The organism is Phytoactinopolyspora limicola (genome assembly GCF_011320225.1).
Classification (GTDB): Bacteria; Actinomycetota; Actinomycetes; order Jiangellales; family Jiangellaceae; genus Phytoactinopolyspora; species Phytoactinopolyspora limicola.
Genome location: NZ_JAAOEN010000022.1, coordinates 1 through 21453, shown reverse-complemented (window position 1 = coordinate 21453; position 21453 = coordinate 1). Strand labels below are relative to the sequence as shown.

The 21453-nt window shown below is 67.4% G+C and carries 18 protein-coding genes; 11 read left to right on the top strand and 7 right to left on the bottom strand.

Features of this window, described 5'->3' with window-relative positions:
• Nucleotides 1–182: 182 nt before the first annotated feature.
• The gene (locus tag G8760_RS27165; protein WP_166355986.1) at nt 183–1745 is read right to left on the bottom strand and encodes an MFS transporter; all 1563 of its coding nucleotides are present in this window, start codon (nt 1743–1745) and stop codon (nt 183–185) included.
• Between the two features lie 252 nt (nt 1746–1997).
• On the opposite strand from G8760_RS27165, the gene G8760_RS27160 reads away from it, so the two are divergent.
• Nucleotides 1998–2573, top strand: coding sequence for a methylated-DNA--[protein]-cysteine S-methyltransferase (locus tag G8760_RS27160; RefSeq protein ID WP_166355985.1), 576 nt, complete (start codon nt 1998–2000; stop codon nt 2571–2573).
• 25 nt (nt 2574–2598) lie between these two features.
• Here G8760_RS27160 and G8760_RS27155 read toward each other — a convergent pair whose 3' ends face one another.
• A complete protein-coding gene (locus G8760_RS27155) occupies nt 2599–3105 on the bottom strand; it encodes a LysR family transcriptional regulator substrate-binding protein (protein ID WP_207782785.1) in 507 nt (168 codons plus the stop codon).
• 146 nt (nt 3106–3251) lie between these two features.
• Here G8760_RS27155 and G8760_RS27150 point away from each other — a divergent pair, with 146 nt between their 5' ends.
• Together G8760_RS27150 and G8760_RS27145 are read left to right on the top strand one after the other, a co-directional pair.
• Entirely contained in the window at nt 3252–3824 is a 573-nt protein-coding gene (locus G8760_RS27150; protein ID WP_166355984.1) for a GNAT family N-acetyltransferase, read from the top strand.
• A complete protein-coding gene (locus tag G8760_RS27145) occupies nt 3821–5005 on the top strand; it encodes an MFS transporter (protein ID WP_166355983.1) in 1185 nt (394 codons plus the stop codon). The genes G8760_RS27150 and G8760_RS27145 overlap by 4 nt, the downstream gene beginning before the upstream one ends.
• Nucleotides 5006–5029: 24 nt before the next feature.
• Here the strand turns inward: G8760_RS27145 and G8760_RS27140 are convergent, their stop codons facing one another.
• From G8760_RS27140 to G8760_RS27130, 3 genes are all read right to left on the bottom strand, one after another.
• Complete coding sequence (locus G8760_RS27140; protein WP_166355982.1) at nt 5030–7357, bottom strand: HelD family protein; 2328 nt, start codon at nt 7355–7357, stop codon at nt 5030–5032.
• A 106-nt stretch (nt 7358–7463) separates the two neighbouring features.
• Nucleotides 7464–7778, bottom strand: a complete 315-nt coding sequence (locus G8760_RS27135; protein ID WP_166355981.1) for an AzlD domain-containing protein — start codon at nt 7776–7778, stop codon at nt 7464–7466.
• A 58-nt stretch (nt 7779–7836) separates the two neighbouring features.
• Entirely contained in the window at nt 7837–8535 is a 699-nt protein-coding gene (locus G8760_RS27130; RefSeq protein WP_166355980.1) for an AzlC family ABC transporter permease, read from the bottom strand.
• A 67-nt stretch (nt 8536–8602) separates the two neighbouring features.
• Here G8760_RS27130 and G8760_RS27125 point away from each other — a divergent pair, with 67 nt between their 5' ends.
• From G8760_RS27125 to G8760_RS27105, 5 genes are all read left to right on the top strand, one after another.
• On the top strand, nt 8603–9163 hold the full coding sequence (locus G8760_RS27125) for a helix-turn-helix domain-containing protein (protein ID WP_166355979.1): 561 nt from the start codon (nt 8603–8605) through the stop codon (nt 9161–9163).
• A 303-nt stretch (nt 9164–9466) separates the two neighbouring features.
• Nucleotides 9467–10621 carry a S1 family peptidase gene (locus tag G8760_RS27120; RefSeq protein ID WP_166355978.1) on the top strand — a complete coding sequence of 385 codons (1155 nt, stop codon included), beginning with the start codon at nt 9467–9469 and terminating at the stop codon, nt 10619–10621.
• Between the two features lie 617 nt (nt 10622–11238).
• Nucleotides 11239–12561, top strand: a complete 1323-nt coding sequence (locus G8760_RS27115; protein ID WP_166355977.1) for an extracellular solute-binding protein — start codon at nt 11239–11241, stop codon at nt 12559–12561.
• Between the two features lie 4 nt (nt 12562–12565).
• Entirely contained in the window at nt 12566–13573 is a 1008-nt protein-coding gene (locus tag G8760_RS27110) for a carbohydrate ABC transporter permease (RefSeq protein WP_166355976.1), read from the top strand.
• Nucleotides 13570–14469 carry a carbohydrate ABC transporter permease gene (locus G8760_RS27105; RefSeq protein ID WP_166355975.1) on the top strand — a complete coding sequence of 300 codons (900 nt, stop codon included), beginning with the start codon at nt 13570–13572 and terminating at the stop codon, nt 14467–14469. The genes G8760_RS27110 and G8760_RS27105 overlap by 4 nt, the downstream gene beginning before the upstream one ends.
• On the opposite strand, the gene G8760_RS27100 is transcribed toward G8760_RS27105, so the two are convergent.
• Nucleotides 14459–17731, bottom strand: coding sequence for an AfsR/SARP family transcriptional regulator (locus tag G8760_RS27100; protein WP_166355974.1), 3273 nt, complete (start codon nt 17729–17731; stop codon nt 14459–14461). The genes G8760_RS27105 and G8760_RS27100 overlap by 11 nt on opposite strands.
• Before the next feature lie 193 nt (nt 17732–17924).
• Here G8760_RS27100 and G8760_RS27095 point away from each other — a divergent pair, with 193 nt between their 5' ends.
• From G8760_RS27095 to G8760_RS27085, 3 genes are all read left to right on the top strand, one after another.
• Nucleotides 17925–18503, top strand: a complete 579-nt coding sequence (locus G8760_RS27095) for an NADPH-dependent FMN reductase (protein WP_166355973.1) — start codon at nt 17925–17927, stop codon at nt 18501–18503.
• A 127-nt stretch (nt 18504–18630) separates the two neighbouring features.
• Nucleotides 18631–20226 (top strand): MFS transporter, encoded by a 1596-nt coding sequence (locus G8760_RS27090; protein ID WP_166355972.1) that lies wholly within the window; start codon nt 18631–18633, stop codon nt 20224–20226.
• 132 nt (nt 20227–20358) lie between these two features.
• A complete protein-coding gene (locus G8760_RS27085; RefSeq protein ID WP_166355971.1) occupies nt 20359–20709 on the top strand; it encodes an MmcQ/YjbR family DNA-binding protein in 351 nt (116 codons plus the stop codon).
• A gap of 2 nt (nt 20710–20711) precedes the next feature.
• Here G8760_RS27085 and G8760_RS27080 read toward each other — a convergent pair whose 3' ends face one another.
• A complete protein-coding gene (locus tag G8760_RS27080; RefSeq protein WP_207782784.1) occupies nt 20712–21155 on the bottom strand; it encodes a nitroreductase/quinone reductase family protein in 444 nt (147 codons plus the stop codon).
• Nucleotides 21156–21453: the final 298 nt, after the last annotated feature.

Here is a 21453-nt window from a genome sequence, read left to right as displayed (position 1 = left end):
GCGTTCCCACAAATCGGGCTCCCCGTACCCGGATAGTGCAGGCGCCAGGTCAGCCATGGGCCGTGCCGGTTCCGGGTGGACGTAGGTCGCCCGGCGAGCAGCGGCTCTGCTCGCCGGGCGACCGTCGGATCGTCGTGCTCCCGGCAGGATGCGTCCGGGGTGGCTCCCGCTAGTGTCCTGAATCAGGACACTAGTTCTCCGGTGCGCTCGTCGTCGGTTGTGTGGTCCTCCTTGAACTTGCGCATCGTGCGCAGCAGGATCAGCGCCACGATGGTGATGGCCACCGCACCGAGGCCGGCGACGATGTTCAACCCGCTGGTGAACGCCTCACGAGCGCTGTCCAGCAGTTCGGCCCCCAACCTGTCGGGGAGCTGACCGGCTACCGCGGCGGCGCCGTTCAACCCGTCGCCGGCGGCGTCGACGGCTTCGGCCGGTGTTTCCTCCGGGACTTCGACCCTGCTGCGATAGATCGCGGTACCAAGGCTGCCGAGCACCGCCACACCGGTGGCGATGCCGAACTCTCCGCTGGTTTCCGACATCGAGGCCGCTGATCCGGCCTTCTCCGGTGGCGCCGAGCCTACGACGATGTCCGTCACCAGCGCCGCCCCTGGGCCTAGGCCCAACGTCACGATCATCAAGCCGGCGAGGACGAGCACGGGTCGCTCCGAGACACCCACCTGGGTCAGCAGTGTGATCCCCACGGCGGCCATCGCGAGGCCGATGGTGATCACCGGCCACGCTCCGATCCGCTGCGCGACGCGGGGCGCGGCGAGGGTGCTGACGATCATGCCGACAGCTGGTGGTACGAGCCAGAACCCGGCCGTCAGCGGGGTGAAACCGCTGACCAACTGGAGGTACTGACTGACGAAGAGGAACAGCCCACCCATGAAGAACGCCGTCACCAGCATGGTCATCAACGCCGCGCGGAACCCGCGGTGACGGAACAGGCGTAGGTCGAGCAAGGGGTCGCTCAGGCGCAGTTGGCGACGGACGAAGACGGCACCTACGGCGGCGCCTACAGCGATCGACACAGCCGGTATGACGTAGGAGTCCGCCTTCGCTAGTTCCTTCAGTCCGTAGATGATGGGCAAGATCGTCGCCAGCGACAGCCCAACGCTGGTCAGGTCGATCCGGCCGGCGCTGCCGTCACGGTACTCAGGCAACAAGATGGGACCGGTGATCAACAACACGATCATCACGGGGACTCCCAGCAGGAACACCGATCCCCACCAGAACCACTGCAGCATCACACCGCCCACCACAGGCCCGATCGCCGTGCCGCCCATGAAGCAGCTGATCCACACCGCGATCGCGGACGCCCGCTGTTTCGGGTTCTGGAACATGTTGCTGATCAGGGCCAGCGTCGACGGCATCAATGTCGCACCAGCCACACCGAGCAGCGTGCGAGCCGCGATCAGCATCTCCGCGCTGTTCGCATAGGCGGCGAAGACCGAGGCGGCGCCGAAGGCGACAGCACCGATCAACAGAAGCCGGCGGCGTCCGATCCGGTCGCCCAAGGTCCCCATGGTCACGAGGAATCCGGCGATCATGAACCCGTAGATGTCCATGATCCACAGCACCTGGCTACTGCTCGGCTGCAGATCCGCGGCCAGGTGCGGCAGCGCCAGGTACAACACGCTCATATCGATCGACAGCAGGAGCGTCGGCAGCGCGAGCACCGCCAGCCCGATCCACTCCCGCCGGCTCGCTCGGATCGCGGGATCAGTCAAGGTGTTCGCGTTCATCGACGTCCTTCCATCGCCACCCAGTGGCACACCGATCGGCGTGCCACCTACTCAGACCGGAGCCGCGCCGAGAAATCATCGTTCTCCGGAAATTTCGCACCTGACCTGCGCGAGGTCGACGATCCCACCACCCGGTGCCGGGGCATCCGCTACACCACCACCCCGGGCATAGATAGGTGGACCCGTCGTCACCGGACCGTGGAACAGGGCGCAACCGCCGACGTTGTCACTGGCCCCGGGCAGAATGACCGCATGGACCCGGATGTATCCCCACCGGAGCCGGCCGGAGCGCAGGAGCGGCCGACGCCGGACGATATCGGCGTGGCCGGGTTAGCCACCCCGGTCGGCACCCTGAGTGTGGCCGTCACCCGGATCGGGGTCGCCGCGGTGAGCTGGTCGGAACCGGATGAACTCCGACGACGATACAAGCTGCCCATGGCGGACGACACCGCACGCACCCGCGACGCGGTCAGTCAGCTATCCGAGTACTTCACCGAACGCCGCCGCACGTTCGATCTGCCCCTGGACTGGCGCTTCACCTCCAGCGCCGGCCGCTCGGTTCTCCACGTCCTGCATGCCACGGTCGGGTACGGCGCCAGCCTCACCTACGCGGAGCTGGCCGAACGGCACGGCGGCGCGATCCCGGCCCGGGCCATCGGCGGCATCATGGGCGCCAATCCCATTCCCATCGTGGTGCCGTGCCACCGGGTGGTGGCGCACGACGGCCTGGGCGGCTACAGCGGCGGCAATGGCGACGGGTTAGAGGTCAAACGTTGGTTGCTCGGGCTGGAAGGGGTACTCCCACGCACGCTGGACTGGGACGGGTAAGACCGCCCAGGTCCACTCATGAGATTCAGCCGTGTCTCGGCGGCCCGCCAGACATCATGGGCCCCATGCCGGGCGGGACCGCCATGCGAGGCAGAATCGCGTAGCCCAGGCCCGCGGCTACCAGCTCCTTGGTGGCTTCGACGCTCCCCAGCTCCATGATGGGGCGCACGGCGACACCCGCCTGCCCGAACCACTCCTCGACCAGATGCCTGGTATCGCCACCGGACTCGTAGTACACGAGGGGAAGCGTGCCCAGGGCGCCCGGTGTCACCACTGCCGGTAGTGCATGATCGTCGGCGGGGCCGATCACCACGAGCTCATCCTCGATGAGGGGAGTCACCGCGAAGGCTCGGCCCCGGATCGGCATGGTCACCAGCCCCAGGTCGAGTTGGTTCTCTTCGACGGCTCGGACGATGTCTTTCGTGTTAGCGGTGCGCACCTCGATCTGCAACCTCGGATGCCGGCGACGCAGATCTCGTAGGGCCGGCGGCTGTAGGTAGATACACGCCGTCGCTCCCGTGCCTAGCCGCACCCGGCCGGCTCGACAGCAACTGAAATAATGAATGTCGTTGCCGGAGCAGCGAACACCATCCCGGACGGCACCGTATTAGGCGGGGTCCGGTCGCGGATATCCGGCGCGGCAGGAGAGCGGAGGGCCAATGCAGTGACGGTTCCGACATGACTTCCACCCTCGATCCTCGACACTCCCCGTCGCAGGCACCACTCATCCGGACGGCTACCGACGCCGACCTGCCGGCTGTCCAGGCCATCTACGCCTACTACGTGCTCCACACCGCCTCCACCTTCGAGGAGGTACCGCCTACCGTGAACGAGCTCCGGACGCGCTGGTCGGCGCTTTCCGCGGCGGGGCTGCCGTACCTGGTGGCCGAGCTCGACGGAGATGTCGCCGGCTACTGTTACGCCGCTCCGTACCGATCTCGTCCCGCCTACCGGTACACGATCGAAGACTCCGTCTATGTCGCCCCGCACGCACATCGTCGCGGCGTCGGGCGGACACTTCTGGACACGCTGATCGAACGCTGCGCCGCCGGACCGTGGCGACAGATGATCGCTGTCATCGGCGACGGCACCAACACGGGTTCCATCACGCTGCACCAGCGGCTCGGGTTCCATCACGCTGGCACTCTCACCGCCGCCGGGTACAAGTTCGGCCGGTGGATCGATTCGGTCCTCATGCAACGTGCACTCGGGCCGGGCGCGAGCACTCGGCCAGATGCGCTGAACCGTTGATACCGCGCCGCACCGTCCACCACCTGGGCGCCTCGCAGCTGATCTGCTGGGGCGTCACCTACTATCTGATCGGCGTCTTCGGTGGCCGCATAGCCGACGACCTGAACTGGAGCTCCGCCTTCGTCTATGGCGGGTTCTCGGTGGCATTGGTGGTGATGGGTCTGCTCTCACCTCTGGCCGGACGGCTGATCGATCGGCACGGTGGACGCCGCATCATGAGTGCCGGCTCGGTGCTCGCCGCACTCGGCTGCACCCTGGTCGCCGTCGCACATCACCCCATCACCTACGTGGCCGCCTGGATCTGCCTCGGTGTGTCCATGCGATGCACTCTCTACGACGCCGCCTTCGCCACCGTGGCGCGGATCGGCGGCCCGACGGCACGCCGGGCGATGTCGCAGGTGACTCTCCTGGGTGGGCTCGCCTCGACCGCGTTCTGGCCGATCGGACACGCGCTGGCCAACCAGCTCGGTTGGCGCGGCGCCGTGTTCTGTTATGCCGGATTCGCGTTGCTCACCTTGCCGTTGCATATGGCCCTACCGGATACCCGGTTCGCCGACCACATACCAGCGGACGGGCAGAACATCCCCGCGCCGTTGGCCATCACTGCGCGCGAGCGCAGAATCGCGGGGGCCCTCTACACCGTGATGGTCACCTCGATCGCGTTCCTTGGGGCCAGCATGTCGGCCCATCTGTTCAATCTGCTCACCGGGCTCGGGTTGGCGGCGGCTACCGCCGTCTGGGTATCGACGCTGCGTGGCATCTCGCAGTCGACCGCGCGGCTGGCCGACGTGGTGTTCGGGCGGCGGATCCCTCCGCTCACCCTCGCGCTGGGCGCGGCGAGCCTGTTGCCGGCCGGCTTCGTCGCCGGCTTGTGGGGTGGGCAGGTTCTCCTGTTCGCCGTCGTCTTCACCGCCCTGTATGGAGCGGGGAACGGTCTGCTGACCATCGCCCGCGGTGCCCTGCCGCTGGTCCTCTTCGACCACCGAACCTATGGTGCCTTCGTCGGGCGGCTGCTGGTCCCCGGATTTATGTTCTCTGCCAGTGCACCACTGTTGTACGCGCTGGTGATCGACGGCTTCGGTGAACGCGGTGCGCTGTTGTTCGCGGCCGCTCTGGGCGGTGTCGTCCTGACCGCCGCGGCGTTGTTGCGCGCGCGATACCATCACTCCCCACCCGAATGATCACGACGGGTCGGCGGGGTGCCGTCACGCCGGCTCGAGGCGGGCCAACCCGGCTGGCAGAGGTCCGGAGTGCACCACGGCCAGCCGGTGAGTCGGCCGGGTGACAGCGACGTAGAGGTCGGAGTATCCACGGGGCGACGCGGCGACGATCTCGTCCGGAGCCACCACGACTACACCGTCGAACTCGAGCCCTTTTGCCTGTTGCGCGGTCAGCACCACAACGGTCGAATCCAGCACATCGTGGTCGGCGGCGGTTCTCATCTGCGGCCAGCTGCTCCGCACACTCGCCGCGGCGGCGGCAAGCCGGCCCTCGGGCACGATCACGGCCAGCGTTCCGTCGCCGAGGGTTTCTCGTTCCCGCTTCACCATCAGCGGGAGTATGTCCACCAGCTCATCGGCGGCGACGAGCCACGACACCGGCGGTGCTCCATCGGCCCGGACCGAGCGTGGTGCGGTGGCGTCGAGTCCACCGGCGGCGAGCACGTCGGCGGCAAGGCTCATGATGGGTTCGGTCGATCGGTAGTTGACGCTGAGGCGTGCCCGCCGCCAACGCGGCCCAGCTATTGGATCGAACACGTCTGCCCATGCCGACACGCCATCCACCGACCCCGTCTGCGCAACATCACCCACGACGGTCATCGACAACGACGGGCACCGACGGGCCAGAAGCCGCCAGGCCATCGGGGAGTGTTCCTGCGCCTCGTCCACGATCACGTGGCCGTAGGCCCACTCCCGGTTGCGCCGGGCCCGCCGAGCAAGTGTGTCCGGCCCGCCGGTGTCGTGGTACCGGGACAACACCAGCGAAGCATCCACCGGCATCGCGACCTCTTCGTCGATGGCCATGTCCATGGCGACGTGGTACGCGTCGGCGACGAGCTGGCGTTCCTGCTCAGCGTGCCGCGCCAGTTCGGCGGCCGCGTGCTCGCGTTGTCCGGCGGCCTGGTCCAGCGTCGCATCCAGCGCACCGACGAGGGTCGCGAGCTCGTCCAGCAACGGAACGTCGGCGACGGTCCAGGCGCGGGGATCGGCCCGTTGAAGCGCGTCCCGCTCGTCGGGATTCAGCTGTGGTGCGACGTCGGCGCGTAGGCGGGCATCGGTGAGGAGATCGCCGAGCAGGCCTTCGGGGGTCAGCTCCGGCCACAACACGTCGAGCGCCTCACCCACCGCTGGAGCGGCTCGCAGCTCCCCGCGCAGGGCGTCTTCGTCGACGAGGTCGGTTAGGTCGCGGTCGTCTTCGTCGTCGTTCTGCTCCGGCACCTCCACGCCGTCCACGACGGCGGCCACCGTTTCGAGTGCCTGCCGGGTCAGCTCGTCGAGCACCTCACTCACGACGTACTGGCGCAGCCGGTTGTGTGGCAGTTGATGGCGCTGGGCGAGTTCACGAGCGCCATCGCGGATCCGCCGGCAGGTCTGATCGGCGAGGACATAGACATCTCGCCCGGTCACGATCCGCAACCCGCCAATGGGGGCGCGCTGGTTGTTCTCCACCGCTTGCCGCATCACATCGGCCATCCGCAGGTCTCCCTTAACCACCGCGGTGGCCGGGAGCTCGGCGCGGTCGGTGGCCACGCCTGGGTAGAGGTCACCCAGCGATGCCAGCACCACGTCGCTTTCGCCCAGCCCGGGCAGCACCTGGTCGATGTACCGCAGAAAGGTGGTGTTGGGGCCGACGACGAGTACCCCGTGGCGGGCGAGTCGCTCCCGGTGGGTGTAGAGGAGGTAGGCAGCGCGATGGAGCGCCACGACGGTTTTGCCCGTCCCGGGGCCGCCTTCCACGACGAGCACGCCGTCCGCCGCGGAGCGGATCACCTGGTCCTGCTCGGCCTGGATGGTGGCTACTATGTCGCTCATCCGGCCGGTTCTGGCCGACTGTAGTGCAGCCAACAACGCGGCCTCACCGGTGAGCTGGCTGCGCTCGTCGTCATCCATGGCGTCGAAGTCGAGCACGTCGTCGTCGAGACGGATCACCCGACGGCCGCGCAGATGGATGTGCCGGCGTCGGCGCATCCCCAGCCGTGCGGCCGGCGTGGCCCGGTAGAACGGAATGGCCGCGGGCGCTCTCCAGTCGATGAGCAGCGGATCGTAGTCGGCGTCGTAGAGCCCGACGCGACCTATATACAGCGGATCGTCGTCGTCGGGGTCGAGGCGGCCGATGACCAGCCCGTGTTCGGCCGCGGACAACCGCGCCGCCCGCCCGGCGAAGTGTTCGGCCATCTCGTCTCGTTCGAGCCGCCCCTGGTGGGTGGAGGACCGGGGCGCACCGATTCCGGACACGAAATGGTCGAATGCGGTGTCCCGCAGGACGTCGAAGCGGCGATACACGACATCGACGTACTCCTGCTCCGCTGACATCTGCGACTCAGCGTTGCCGCACGGTGTGCTCCTGCACGAGTGTCCTGCTCTCGGCACCTCACCACGATAACCGTCGTCCCTCAACCCGAACAAAACGTGCCAGTCGTCACGGCACTCCCAGCAGACGGAGGACTGCCGCCGTACCCGCGGCACCAACAACCACGACCACGAATGGCACTCTCCGCCATGCGAGCACCCCACCCACCAGCACTCCCGCGGGGCGAGCGACCCCAGCGAGCTCCTGGCCCTCCATCACGTCCGCGGTGGCCACGAGCGCGGCCAACAACACAACGGCCGACATCGCCATCAGGCGCTCCATACGCGCGGACAGCTCGATGCGGGCGCGAAGCACCGGGCCGGCGAACCTGAACGCGAAGGTGCCCGCACCTAGAACCAGGATGGCCAGCACGAGTGTGGTCAAGAGGGCACCGTCCTCGGCCCGGATCCATCATCGAGTCTGGTCACGCCACGGAGAATGGTCACGACACCACCTCGGACTTCGTGCGCGGCGTACTCCACACCCGACCGACCAGTAACCCGGCCAAGGCGAGGAGCACGGGGACCCCGGGTGGCACCAGGGGCGTCACGGCCACCGCGATGACGGCCCCCAACAACGCCGCTCGCCGGGTGTCGGGGTCACGCAGAGACGGCAGAACCAAGGCCATCAAGGCCGCCGGGAAGGCGGCATCGAGACCGAACGCATCGGTGTCCGAGACCACGCTGCCGCCGAGGGCTCCCAGCACAACTCCGGCATTCCACGATGCGAACAAACCCACACCACAGGCCCAGAACGAGGCTCGACGGCGGGCCGGGTCCGGCTGAGCCAGGGCGAAAGCAACCGATTCGTCGACCATCAGATGGCTACCGGCGATGCGTCGCAGCCACCCAGACCCGATCGCATCGCCGATGGCGAACCCGAACGGCACATGTCGGGCGTTGACGAGCAGGCCGGCCACCATCGCAGCGACCGGATGCCCGCCGGAGGCGATCAGACCCACGAACATGAACTGCGAGGCACCGGCGAAGACCACCACCGACAACAGCATGGGCACCCAGACCGCCAGCCCCGATGCCACGGCGATAGCCCCGAACGACACACCGACGACGGTGACGGCAGCACACAGCAGGGCGATGTCCCGCATCAGCCCAGGCCCCAGTGTTCGCCATATCGAACGCATCGGTTACTAGAATGAACGGCGTACGCTGTGTTCGTCAAGACGAACGAGTCGACGCATGGAGCGAACGATGCCGGCTGAGAATCGAGCACCACTCGACGTGATCGCCAGCTCCCTCCAGCGGGAGCGGCGCCGCAGTGGGCAGTCGCTCACCGAGGTGGCCCGGCGGGCCGGCATCGCCAAATCGACTCTGTCGCAACTCGAGTCGGGCACCGGCAACCCCAGCGTCGAAACCCTCTGGGCTCTCAGCGTGGCCCTGGACGTACCGTTCGCCCAACTGGTCCAGCCGGCACGGCCCAAGGTCCAGGTCATCCGAGCCGGGGAAGGGCCGGCCATCGCGGCCGAACACGCCGACTACACAGCCACACTGCTGGCGTCATGCCCGCCGCACGCGCGCAGGGACATCTATTTGATCACTGCCCAGCCCGGCGAACCACGCCGCTCCGACCCCCATATGCCGGGGGTCATCGAACATGTCATCGTAAGTTCCGGTCGGGCCCATGTCGGCCTGGCCGACGATCCCGTCGAACTTTCACCGGGTGACTACATTGCCTATCCGGGTGACATGCCACATATCTTCCGGGCGCTCGAATCCAGCTCGACCGCCGTCCTGATCTCCGAACACACCTGACCAAAACCGACGTCGACCCTAAGGACCCCTGCGAATAGGGAGTCGCCGGGGTCCTAAGCGTCGAACCAGGACCTGCTCTGGCGGACATTGTTTCTGAAATAGTTGATCGCCAGAGTGATAACAGACTGTCAGGACATCTGCTTGTCATGCCGGTACGTACCGTAATACCTCTCGTATAACACTAGTCATATCGGTGATATGACCTTTTTGTTATGTACCCGAAAAGCCGCGGTCGCTCCTACGGTACGGATACCCCCTTGGAGGTTCCGCCTCCTACCATCACACCCCCATGAGGAGATCCACATGGATCGACGCATCACCAGACTGGCCGTGGCTACCCTGCCCGCGGTCTTGGCCGTCACCCTCGCCACCACCTCGAGCGCGGGCGCCAACGACGCCGCCGACGACGTCGACCTCGCCGGCCTGGCCACCCCGGAGATGCTCGAGGCCGCGCAGCGCGATTTCGACCTGACCAGGGCCGAAGCCATCGAGCTGTTCCAGAGCGACCTCGAGGCCATCGAGATCAATGAGGAGCTCAACGAGACCTTCGGCGACGCCCTAGGCGGCAGCTGGATCGAAGACGGCACCCTCGTCGTCGGCATCACCGACAGCAGCCAAGCCGCCGAGGTCCGCGCCGCGGGCGCGACCCCGACACTGGTCACCCACAGCGAAGCGGAGCTCAACGACGTCGTCGACACGCTGAACGCGGCACCAACGCCGGACGCGTCCGACGTCCACGGCTGGCACGTCGACCTCATCGACAACACCGTCGTCGTCGAAGCCGCCCGCGGTTCGCTGGGCAAGGCGCGCTCGTGGGTCGCCAAGGCCGGCATCGACCCTCGCTCGGTGCGCCTGGAGATCTCGAACCAAGCACCCGAGACGCTGTATGACGTGATCGGCGGCTACGCATACAACATCCCCGGGTCCGGATGTTCGGTCGGCTTCGCGGTACAGCCGCGCGGCTTCGTCACCGCCGGCCACTGCGGCCGCGTCGGCGCCCGGACCACCGGCCACAATGGCGCCCAGCAGGGTGTATTCGAGCGCTCGGTGTTCCCGGGCGCGGATGCAGCGTACGTCTCGGTCAACGCGAACTGGACACCGCGCGCCCTCGTCTCCCGATACAACGGTACGTTCGCGCCGGTGAACGGCTCGGCCGTAGCGCCGCTCAGGGCCGCCACCTGCCGGTCCGGCCGAACCAGCGGCTACCAGTGCGGCGAGATCCTGGCCTACAACCAGACGGTCAACTACTCGCAGGGTCCCGTGCGGGGCCTGACGCTGACCAGCGCGTGCGCCCGCCCGGGTGACTCCGGCGGCTCGTTCATCGCAGCCGGCATCAACGCTCAGGGTGTCACCTCCGGCGGCTCCGGCTTCTGCGGCTCCGGCCAAACACCGCGCACGTACTTCCAGCCGGTGAACCCGATGCTGAGCAGCTGGAACCTCAGGCTCGTCACCCAGTAGCAGCTCGAAACACCGACCCGACAAGAGAAACAAAGGAGGAATGCCGCGAGTCCGGGGAGACCCTCGGGGGCGGGTGCCTGGCACCCGCCCCCGAGCCGTGTCGTCACACCGCCTCCGACCGGCGTTTTCGGACGTGCTCGTCACCGTGACCCGGCGCCCACCGCGGGCCCCACCCGCCCCGGAGGTCACCAGCCTCCATACTCACCACGCTCGGATCCGGGCGCGGCAGCCGCTGTCGCGGTGGGGGCGGCAGCGGCCGCCCAGCCCCGGCACAACCGCCACGTTGCGGTTACATCACGATCCCTTCCAAAGGGAGTACCTTTCGTTAGGATGACTACCCGTCGGACATGTGGAGGTTGCGGCCTCGTGGGCGTTTGGCCGACGTTGTGTCGTGGTCCCGACCACCAGCCGGGCACGCCACGTCGGCACACCGGCCAATGCGGTGCCGCGCCTCGTTGGCGGGACCTACCCGGCCCCGTCGCCGATCGCACCCGACACCTGCGGCCCGAGAACCGGCCGGCCACCGCGGTCGGTGCAGGTGAATCCACGGAACCACCGGGCCCCCGGATACGTACATCAACGACGATACGTACACCAGCGAACGGAAGGTCAAGGACATGAGAACTGGCACCACGAAGGCCCTCAGGTGGCTCCCGGTCGCCGCGGCTTTGGCCCTCGTGGCCACGGCGTGTGGCAGCGACGACGACGGTCCGGCCGCGACCGACGATGGCGGCGATGGCGCGGTGGCTCCCGACCCCGACGGCGAGTACTCCGGTGAGGTCACCATGTGGATCATGGGAGACGCGGGAGACCCGGTCGGGAACAGCGTCAACGAGATGGTCGCCGCCTTCGAGGCCGAACACGAGGACGTCTCGGTGACCGTCGAATACGTGCCGTGGACAGCCGGGAAAGACCACTACACCAGCGCGATCATCGCCGGTGACATGCCCGACATCGCCGAATCCGGGAACACCTGGACCGCCGATTTCGCCGAGGAAGGGGTGCTAGCTCCGGTCGACCTCAGCGGCGCCGAGTACGTACCCGTGCTGGAGGAGTCGGCCACCATCAATGGGGCCGCCTACGGTTACCCCTGGTACGGCGGTTCCCGGGTGCTTCTCTACCGCACCGACATCCTCGACCAGGCCGGAGTGGAGCCACCGCAGACGTGGGACGAACTCTTCGAGGTCGGCCAGGCCATCGAGAACGAGGTCGGCGACATCGCGCCGTTCCAGGTCGCGGCCAACAACCAGCATTACTTCCTGCCACTCGTCTGGCAGGCCGGCGGGGAGATCGCCGCACAGGACGGCGACTCCTGGGAGCCCGGGTATGACACCGAAGCCGGCCATGCCGCCTTGGAGTTCTTCCAGGACCTTTGGGAGACCGGTTGGAGCCCGGCCGATGCCCAGACCGACGATTTCACCTCGTTGAGCCTCGCCGAGGAATTCGCCAACGGACAGTCCGCGATGCTCATCGCGTTGCCGTGGCAGGTGACCGGCATCGTGGACAACAACCCCGAACTCGAGGGCAACCTCGGCGCGGTGATCATGCCCGAAGGACCCGGCGGCAGCCGGGACACCCTGGCCGGCGGTAGCCACCTCGTCGTCTTCGAGGACTCCCCGCAGAAAGAACTGGCCGCCGCCCTGGCTGAGTTCATGATCGCGCCGGAACAGGCGACGTCGTTCGCCGAAACCACCGGGTTCTTCCCCGGCACCGTCGCCGAGGCCGAAGCCACCGTCGACGAGTCCGACTGGCTCTCGCCCGTCGCCGCGGACCAGTTCATCAACCACGCCCGTGCCTACCCGGTTGGTGGATGGTGGGGAGCGATGGAGGGTGCCACCGTGGTCAAGGACACCCTGCAAGAGCTCATCGCCGGCAACTTCACGGTCGAGGAAGCGGCACAGAACCTCGACAGCGAGATCCGCAGCCGCGTAGAGGACTAGCGCGTTGACCGAACCCGCGATGCCGGGCGGGCGCCGAGGCCGTTCCCTCGTCCCCCGCCCGGTGCGCCCCGACACTCCCGACCGGTCACCGGCCCGGCCACCCGCACGCTCGTGGCGGCGCATCTTCGACGACAAGCTATTCCCGTTGCTGCTCATCGCGCCGGCGCTGCTGTTCATCATCGGCCTGGTGGGATATCCGGTTGTCCGGACCGCCTGGTTGTCGTTCACCGACGCGTCCGGCATCCGCGCCCTCACCGAGGGCGAGATGGACTTCATCGGGTTCGCCAACTACATCGAGATCTTCTCCAACCCGATCCTGCGCCGCTCCGCCATCACCACGGTGGTCTTCGGGTTGATCTGCGTGGTCGGGACGATGATCCTCGGCATCGCGGTGGCGTTGCTCCTCAACCAGCCGTTCCGGGGGCGCAAGGTGCTCGGCGTCCTGGTGCTGCTGCCCTGGGCCATACCGCAAATCGCGGCCTCGTTCGTCTGGCAGTGGCTGTTCAACGGGCAGTACGGAGTCGTCAACTGGTCATTGACCAAGCTCGGCTTCTCCGGATTCGAGGACTTCTCCTGGTTCACGCAGTTCTACACGGCCTTCGCCGTCGTGGGCATCGTGGTGATCTGGCAGTCGTTCCCGTTCGTCACGCTGGCGCTGCTCGCCGGGCTGCAGACCATTCCGAACGACGTCATCGAAGCGGCCAAACTCGATGGCACCACGGCGTGGCAACGTCTGCGGCTGATCACGTTACCGATGCTCAAACCGCTACTCCTGGTGCTCGTGGTCATCTCCACCATCTGGGACTTCAAGATGTTCGACCAGGTGTGGGTCCTCACCGGTGGTGGTCCGGCACGGCGAACCGAGGTGCTCTCCGTGAGCACCTACGTGGAGGGCATCACGCAGAGCCAGTGGGGAATGGGGTCGGCCCTGGCGATGGTCCTCTTCTTCATCCTCATCGTCATCACGATCATCTACATCAAGCTGATCCGGGAGGAGGAGCAGATCTCATGACTACCTCGCTGGCTCCGCCCCCCGGCGCTCCCCCGTCCACCTTCCGGTACCGCACCGCGGCCCAGGTCCGCCGCCGGCGGATCATCACCCGCACGCTGCTCTACCTCGCAGCCGCGGCGGTCGCCTTGTTCTCGGTCTTCCCGCTGTATTGGATGGCCGTAACCGCCATCAAACCCCAGTCCGAGATCATCACCCCGGAACCGGTCTGGTGGCCGTCGGAGTTCGTCTGGGACCGATTCCCCCAGGTGCTGGATCGCGGGTTCGGCCGGTACCTGCGCAACTCGTTGATGGTGGCGGTGTCCACCACGATCATCGGGCTGATCGTCGCCACCATGGCCGGCTACGCCCTGGCCCGCTTCCGCATCCCGCTGCGCAAGTACCTCGCACTCGTGGTCCTGGCCACCCAGCTGTTCCCGGTCGTGGTACTGCTCATCCCGCTGTTCATCGTGATGCGCAACCTAGGGCTGACCGGCAGCCTGTGGGGGCTCGTCGTCGCGTACCTCGCGTTCATCACCCCGCTCATGATCTGGATCCTGCGAGGATTCTTCCTCTCCGTGCCCAACGAACTGGAAGAAGCGGCCCTGATCGACGGATGTACCAGGTTCGGCGCCATGCGCAGGGTGATCCTGCCTCTAGCGGGGCCAGGCATCGCGGCTGTGTCGATCTTCGCGTGGATCGCCGCCTGGAACGAGTTCCTGTTCGCGCTGACCTTCGTGCGCAGCGAATCGTTGCGCACGCTGCCGGTCGGTCTCGCGTTCTTCGTCGAACAGGAGCGGGTGGACCATGGCGCCATCATGGCCGGATCGCTGCTGTTCACCCTGCCAGTGGTGGTCTTCTTCCTGTTCGTCCACAAACGGTTGACCACCGGCCTGGTCACGGGCGCGGTCAAGGGGTGATCTGGGCGCCGGACGCTCCACCGGGCGGGTGCGGCGCACCTGCCGCACGGTAGGCCCCCGCGACCACCTCGGTGCCGAGAACAGCTACAGCCTCGGCACCGAGGCGATCCACCTCGTCCCGTTCGGCAGGTGGTGGCGGCACGTTGGTGGCTGCCCGCAGTGCGGCCGCCTCGGCCAGCCATCGCACGGCCTCATGGTGCGCCCCGGTGTCCACGTACACCCCGGCAAGCCCCTCCATGGCCAGCGCCTGTAGCCACGGATCAGCTGCCTCGGCCGCGCTGGTCGAGGCTTCCTCGTAGAACGCTACCGCGCTGTCGGGTGTCTGACGTGCCACCGCGATCCGCCCAAGTTCGATCAGGATCTCCGCCACCCGGTCGTGGGCGTGGACATCGCGGTTCCAGCCGAGCCAGGTATGGAAACGCTCTTCGGCCGCCTCCAGATCACCGTTGCGCCGGGCCACCGCTCCGAGGCCAACCTCGGCGAGCTCGACGGCGACCGGGATGAAATGTTCGACGGCCAACCGCCGGGCCCGCCCGTACAGTTCCTCCGCGGTGGTGGTGTCGCCGGTCAACAATGCGACCCGGCCCAGGCTGGACAGGACGAACGATGCGTCCGCCCACAACCCGAGCTCTTCGGAGATCCGCAGCGCGGCGCGCAGGTGACGTGCCGCCTGACCATAGTCCCCCGTCCGCAGGGCCAGGTCCCCCAGGGCGGAACCCGCCATCGCCTGCCCCCACTGATCCCCCGCCTCGCGGAACCACACGAGACTCTGTTCGCTGTCGCGGATAGCCGTGGTTAGATCCTGCCGGCGCGGCGCGTGTGCCCCACGCACGGCGAGCACCGTCGCCATACCCCACCGGTCGCCCGCCGAGCGGAACGTTCCCCACGCCCGTTCCAGCAGCTCAGCGCCCTCCGCTTCGGCATCGGTGCCAACACTGACCAAGGAGTAACCCAGCGCCCACTCACCACGAGCACGCTCGATCGGATCGTCGAGCTGCTCCAGCGCCGGCAGCGCGGTGCGGCTCAGCTCCGCCCAGTCGGTGTGGTCGCCAGCGCCGAAGGTCAGCGCGGCCCGCCAGACAACCGCGCGCGCCCGGATGGCCTCGGGAGCCGGTCCGGCCACCGACAGCGCGAGCCCCAGCGACCGCAGCAACTCTCCAATCCGGCCTCGTACCACCCAATACCAGGTCAGCGCATTACCGAGCCGTAGCGCTAGCGTTGCGGCCGACATCTGAGCGGCGGTGTCGAGGGCCATCCGGATGTTGGCGGACTCGGCGTCCAGCCGCTCCATCCACTCGCGCTGGTGCGGGCCGTACAGATGCGGCTCCGCACGCTCGGCCAGCTCAACCTGGTAACGCAGCTGGCGACCGCGGACGTCGAGGTGTTCGCCCGCCTCGAGAAGCCGCTCCAGGCAATACGCCTGGACCGATTCCAGAAGGTGGAACCGGCGTTCGCCGTGCCCCGGATCCACCACCATGACCAACGATCGGTCGACGAGCCGAGCCAAAAGATCGGCCACGTCCTCCCGGGCGACGTCACCACCAGCTCCTACCACCTCGGCCGCCGCCAACGTGCTCCCTGCCGGATGCACCGCCAGGCGCCGCAACAGCGCACGTTCGGGGTCCGTCAGCAGCTCCCAGCTCCAGTCGATCACCGCGCGAAGGGTCTGCTGACGGCCCGGTGCCTGCCGGCGTCCGGTGGTCAGCACCCGGAAGCGGTCGTCGAGGCGTGCTGCGAGGTCGTGTACCCCCAAGGCGGGCACCCGCGCCGCCGCCAGCTCCAGCGCCAACGGGACACCGTCCAGCCGCCGGCAGATCGTGACGACGGCATCGGCGTTGCCCGCGTCGAGGGTGAACCCAGGGGTGGCGGCGGTGGCCCGCTCCACGAAGAGATCCACCGCTGGGTAGCGGCCCAACGATGCCGGGTCGATCGGTTCGGCGGGATCCGGCAGTGCCAGGGGCGGCACCGGCCACACCACCTCCCCGTGTGCGCGTAGCGGCTCCTGGCTGGTGGCCAGGATTCGTACCCCAGGTGCGGCGGCGAGCAACCGCTCGGCCAGCTCCGCGACCGGTCCGATCAATTGCTCGCAGTTGTCGAGCACGAGCAACAACCGCTGCCCGGCCAGGGCCTCGGCCAGCCGGTCGACCGGCCCGCCGGATCTGCCCCGCGTAGTCCCACCAGCCGTCCCGCCCTCGCGGATGCCCAGGGTGACCGCCACCAGCTCGCTCACCGATATCCCGGCCGGGTTCGGATCCCGCGTCGATGCGTCAGTGGCGGAGTGGTCGGCGGCGGCCAGCTCAACCACATGAACACCATCCGTCCACGCTGTCGACGACTCCCTGGCGATCTCGACAGCAAGCCGGGTTTTGCCCACGCCTCCTGGACCCGTCAACGTCACCAGCCGGTGTGCCCGCAACAACGCACTCACCGCGGCGACCTCGTCGGACCGGCCGATGAGCTCCGTGAGGGGCACGGGAATGGTCGATCGCGCCGTCGACGGCACCGCCGCCGTGGTGAGCGACTCGTCCTGTCTGAGGATCGCCTGGTGCAAACCCGTGACCGCCGGCCCTGGGTCGACTCCGAGATCCTCGCGTAGTCGAGTCTGGAGCTGCGTGAAGCTGGCCAGGGCCTCGCTCTGCCGGCCGGACTGATAAAGGGCGCGCATATGCAATTCACGTAACCGTTCCCGCAGCGGGTGGCGGTCGACCAAGTCGCTCAGCTCCCCCACGAGGAGCGGGTGCTCGCCGAGTTCCAGCCGAGCGGCGGCCTGATCCTCGACCGCAACCAGACGTTGTTCGTCCAGCTCGGTCGCTGCCGGTCGGACGAACTCGGCGTCGGCGAAATCGGCCAGGACCGGGCCACGCCACAGCGCGAGCGCATCGGCGAGCAAGGCGGCCCGGTCACGTGGGTTGACGTGCTCTCGAGCCTGGGAAATCAGCCGCTGAAACCGGCTCGCGTCCAGCACCTCGTCGTCGACGTCGAGTAGATACCCGGGTGCTCGTGACACGACGAGATGGCGCCCACCGGGCTCGACGGCTTCGAGCGTACGCCGTAGTTGGGACACCTTGCCGTGCAGGGCGTTCACCGGGTTCTCGGGCAACTGCGCACCCCAGACGTCGTCGATCAGCCGCTCGGCGGACACCACCCGCCCGACATTCACCAACAGGTCGGCGAGCAGGGCCCGGGTCTTCAGTTCCGGCACCGTGACCGGGTGCCCAGCACTGGACCACACCGCCAATGGACCGAGGATTCCGAACCGCATGCCATCACGCTAACCGAGCCGGTGAGCAGGATCGACGACGACTGGCGCGGCCACTACCGCGGATCGACAGCCAACCCACAGTGAACCGGCATCCCCGCCGTCGAGACTGATCGGGAGACCGCTGGAGTCGGTGCCGAAGAAGCACCACCGGCCACGCGTCGAGGCCCGCTCGTACGGATGAGAGGACGTCACGATGTCCGAGGACACGATCCGCCTGGTGAACATCGTCAGCGGTGCACGCACCGGACGATCCGTGGCCAACTGGTTCGCCGTCCAGGCCACCCGGTATGGCGGCGTGGAACTCGACGTGATCGACCTGACCCGCACCTGGCTACCAGACGTGACGCCCGAACTGATCGCCGAAGACCGCGAGCAGCGTCCACGCGCCGTGTGCGATCTGGCGCCCTGGCTGGCCGCGGCCGACGGCTTCGTGATCGTGACCGGCGAACACCACGGGAGTTTTCCCGCACTTCTCAAGAACACCATCGACTGGTTCGACACCGAGTGGGTGAACAAACCCGTCGGGTTCATCTCCTACGGCGGGCCAGCTCAGGGCCTGCGGGCCGTCGCCCACTTGCGCCTCGTCTTCACCTGCGTCGGTGCCGTGCCGGTCCGAGCCGGGGTCAGCCTCGCCGACACCCACCCCGCCTGCACCAGTCGGCCGGACTCGATCTCCTCGGGTGTCGACGCCGCCGTCGGCACCATGCTCGGAGAGCTCGGGCAATGGGCCGGCATCCTCCGCCAGCATCGCGCCACGACCAACGACGGCTGAGCCTTGGTCGCACCGAGCACCCGACCGCGCCGATCCCCGGAACCAGAATCCGGCGGGCGGGACCGCGAACCGCCGAATTCGTTTTGTCGTGAACCAGGATCCATCTACCGCACGAAGGAGTCTCGACATGTCGGTCACCAACGAGCCAGCGTCCGGCGAACGCGCCGGCCGGCGAGAATGGCTCGGGCTGTCCGTGCTGTTCCTGCCCGTGTTGCTGCTGGCACTGGACAACACAGTGCTGTTCCTCGCCTTGCCACATCTGAGCGCGGACCTGCAGCCCACCGGCCCCCAGATGTTGTGGATCATGGACATCTACGGATTCATGATCGCCGGCTTCTTGATCACCATGGGTACCCTCGGCGACCGCATCGGCCGCCGCCGGCTGCTCCTGATCGGCGCCGCGGCCTTCGGACTCGCCTCCCTCGCCGCCGCCTACTCGACATCGGCCGAGATGCTGATCGTCACCCGAGCGCTGCTCGGTATCACCGCCGCCACGTTGATGCCGTCGAGCCTCGCCTTGATCAGCAACATGTTCAAGGACCGCAAGCAGCGTGCCTTCGCGATCGGGGTGTGGATGGCCGCGTTCTCCGGCGGAGCGATCCTCGGTCCGGTGGTGGGCGGTGTCCTGCTCGAATGGTTCTGGTGGGGATCGGTCTTCCTGCTCGGAGTACCGGTGATGGTGCTGCTCCTCATGCTTGGACCGGTGCTCCTTCCCGAGTACCGCAACCCGGACGCGGGCCGCGTGGACGTCGTCAGCGTCGCGCTGTCGCTGGGAGCCATCCTGCCCTTGATCTACGGTCTCAAGGAGCTCGCCAAAGACGGCCTGGCTCTGGCGCCGGTCGCGCTGATCATCGCAGGTGGAGCGCTCGGGGTGGTGTTCGCCCGCCGTCAGCTCCGGCTCCGCGACCCGCTGCTGGATCTACGCCTGTTCACCAACCGGTCGTTCAGCGCGGCGCTGGGCATCATGCTCGTCGGCATGGCGGTCATCGCCGGGGTGTACCTGTTCATCACTCAGTATTTGCAACTCGTCGAAGGGCTCTCACCACTACAAGCTGGCCTGCGGATCGCCCCGGCCGCGGTACTCGAGATGATCGTCGCCGTCCTGGTCCCCCTGGTAGCCCGCCGGCTGCCGCCGCCGTACCTCGTCGCCACCGGGCTAACCGTGATGGCGGGCGGATTCCTGGTGCTCACGCAGGTGGATAGCGCCCCTGGGCTGGCACTGCTGTTGTCCGGCGTGTTCGTGGTCTTCCTCGGCACCGCACCCATGATGGTGCTGGGCACCGACCTGGTCATCGCCTCCGCCCCACCGGAGAAGGCGGGTTCCGCAGCCGCCCTACCCGAAGTGAGCGGCGAGTTCGGCATCGCGATGGGGGTGGCCACTACCGGCAGCGTCGGCACGATGATCTACGTCAACCAGCTATCCGACACCTTGCCGGACGGCCTGCCACCGGACGTAGCAGAGCTCGCGCGGGAGGGGCTGGCCAGCGCGCTGGTCGCGGCCGAGCAACTGCCGGCGGCGGCCCGCGCCGAACTCACCGACGCGGCCAGGGCCGCCTTCACCGCCGGGATGAACGTCACGGCTGCCGTCAGCGCGGGCCTTCTGATTGCCTTGGCCACCATAACCGTCGTGTTGCTGCGCCACATCCGCCCAATCGGCCACGACGCCGAGGCGGAGCCCGCCGCGGATACCGGGAAGGACGCCGAACCCGCCACACCACACTGACGTGGACCGTGTTTCGTGGTGGGTGTGGGGTGCTCCCACACCCACCACACACCACGATGGATGGGAGGAGGCGCCGCGGGCCAAAGGAACCGCCCGCGACCAGCGTTCCCAGGACCTGATTGGATGTGGTTCATGGCCGTACCCATTGCCGCATTCGTCCAGATGGTCGATCGCCTGCCCGATGTTGGTCACGCCGAGTCAGCCAACTACACCGCCTTCAAGGTTCACGACAAAACCTTCGGATACATGTGGCCGGCCACCGAAACAGTCGGCCTCAAGCAGACCATCGCCGAACAACTCGCCCTCGTGGCCGAACGGCCGGCCGTGTTCGAGATCCAGTTCACGGCCGGCCAGTTCGGTTGGGTCGTCGTCCATCTAGCTGGCATCGAGGTAGACGAACTGGCCGAGTTGACCTTCGAGGCGTGGCGGTTGACCGCACCCGAGGCGCTCGTCGAGGCGCACGGGCACCGCCTACCGTTGTGACGTCAGTAGAGTCGAACCCGAGTAGGCACCACCCGGAGCACAGCGGAATACATCGCCAGTAGCTCGTCGGGAGATACCCCGAAGCCGCTGATCTCGTCACTGTATCGGTCCAGGTAGGTTACCCGTTCCGAACCACTGAGGGGTCCCTCCGTCAGCACAGCTTCACCCTCAAGCGACAGCACCCCACCGTCCTCGGTGGCGTTCTCGTCGAGCTCCAGATGGAGGGAGACCTTCGGGTTGCGACGCACATTGCGGACCTTCGGATCCTGCGGTTTGCTGATGATCAGGATGTTCACCCCGTCCCACAGGTAACCAACCGGTGACGACTGCGGCTGCCCATCGCGTCGGACCGTCGTCAGCCAGATGATCGACTCCGTCGTGAGTCGCCGATCCATACGTGCACGGGTGGTCTCGTCGACTGTGAAGACTGGTGTGGCGGATTCCATTCGAGATCCTCCTCGGTGACGTCGGACTCCTGGATCCACCATGCAGGCAACGGCTTTCGATCGGCTGATGGTCCGATGATGGTCTCGCCGACGGACCCCTCCTCCCCCGTTCCTCCCCCTTGTTCGAGTCGCTTCCCACCCCGGTGATCGTTGCCGGTTTCACGTCGCTATACAGCCTGTTGCGTTTTACGGGGGCGGCTGGTGGTGAGTGATGTCGTTCGGGAAGGGTGTTCCTGTCTGGGTGGTGGTTGGGGTTGTGGTGTGGCTAGGTGGTGGCGAGTTGTGGTGTGGTGATGCC

Bases quoted from the DNA above. Each gene is read 5' to 3' on its own strand.
- G8760_RS27165 (WP_166355986.1), bottom strand. From the start codon at position 1,745: ATGAACGCGAACACCTTGACTGATCCCGCGATCCGAGCGAGCCGGCGG.
- G8760_RS27160 (WP_166355985.1), top strand. From the start codon at position 1,998: ATGGACCCGGATGTATCCCCACCGGAGCCGGCCGGAGCGCAGGAGCGG.
- G8760_RS27150 (WP_166355984.1), top strand. From the start codon at position 3,252: ATGACTTCCACCCTCGATCCTCGACACTCCCCGTCGCAGGCACCACTC.
- G8760_RS27140 (WP_166355982.1), bottom strand. From the start codon at position 7,357: ATGTCAGCGGAGCAGGAGTACGTCGATGTCGTGTATCGCCGCTTCGAC.
- G8760_RS27130 (WP_166355980.1), bottom strand. From the start codon at position 8,535: ATGCGTTCGATATGGCGAACACTGGGGCCTGGGCTGATGCGGGACATC.
- G8760_RS27125 (WP_166355979.1), top strand. From the start codon at position 8,603: ATGCCGGCTGAGAATCGAGCACCACTCGACGTGATCGCCAGCTCCCTC.
- G8760_RS27120 (WP_166355978.1), top strand. From the start codon at position 9,467: ATGGATCGACGCATCACCAGACTGGCCGTGGCTACCCTGCCCGCGGTC.
- G8760_RS27115 (WP_166355977.1), top strand. From the start codon at position 11,239: ATGAGAACTGGCACCACGAAGGCCCTCAGGTGGCTCCCGGTCGCCGCG.
- G8760_RS27105 (WP_166355975.1), top strand. From the start codon at position 13,570: ATGACTACCTCGCTGGCTCCGCCCCCCGGCGCTCCCCCGTCCACCTTC.
- G8760_RS27100 (WP_166355974.1), bottom strand. From the start codon at position 17,731: ATGCGGTTCGGAATCCTCGGTCCATTGGCGGTGTGGTCCAGTGCTGGG.
- G8760_RS27095 (WP_166355973.1), top strand. From the start codon at position 17,925: ATGTCCGAGGACACGATCCGCCTGGTGAACATCGTCAGCGGTGCACGC.
- G8760_RS27090 (WP_166355972.1), top strand. From the start codon at position 18,631: ATGTCGGTCACCAACGAGCCAGCGTCCGGCGAACGCGCCGGCCGGCGA.
- G8760_RS27085 (WP_166355971.1), top strand. From the start codon at position 20,359: ATGGCCGTACCCATTGCCGCATTCGTCCAGATGGTCGATCGCCTGCCC.
- G8760_RS27080 (WP_207782784.1), bottom strand. From the start codon at position 21,155: ATGGAATCCGCCACACCAGTCTTCACAGTCGACGAGACCACCCGTGCA.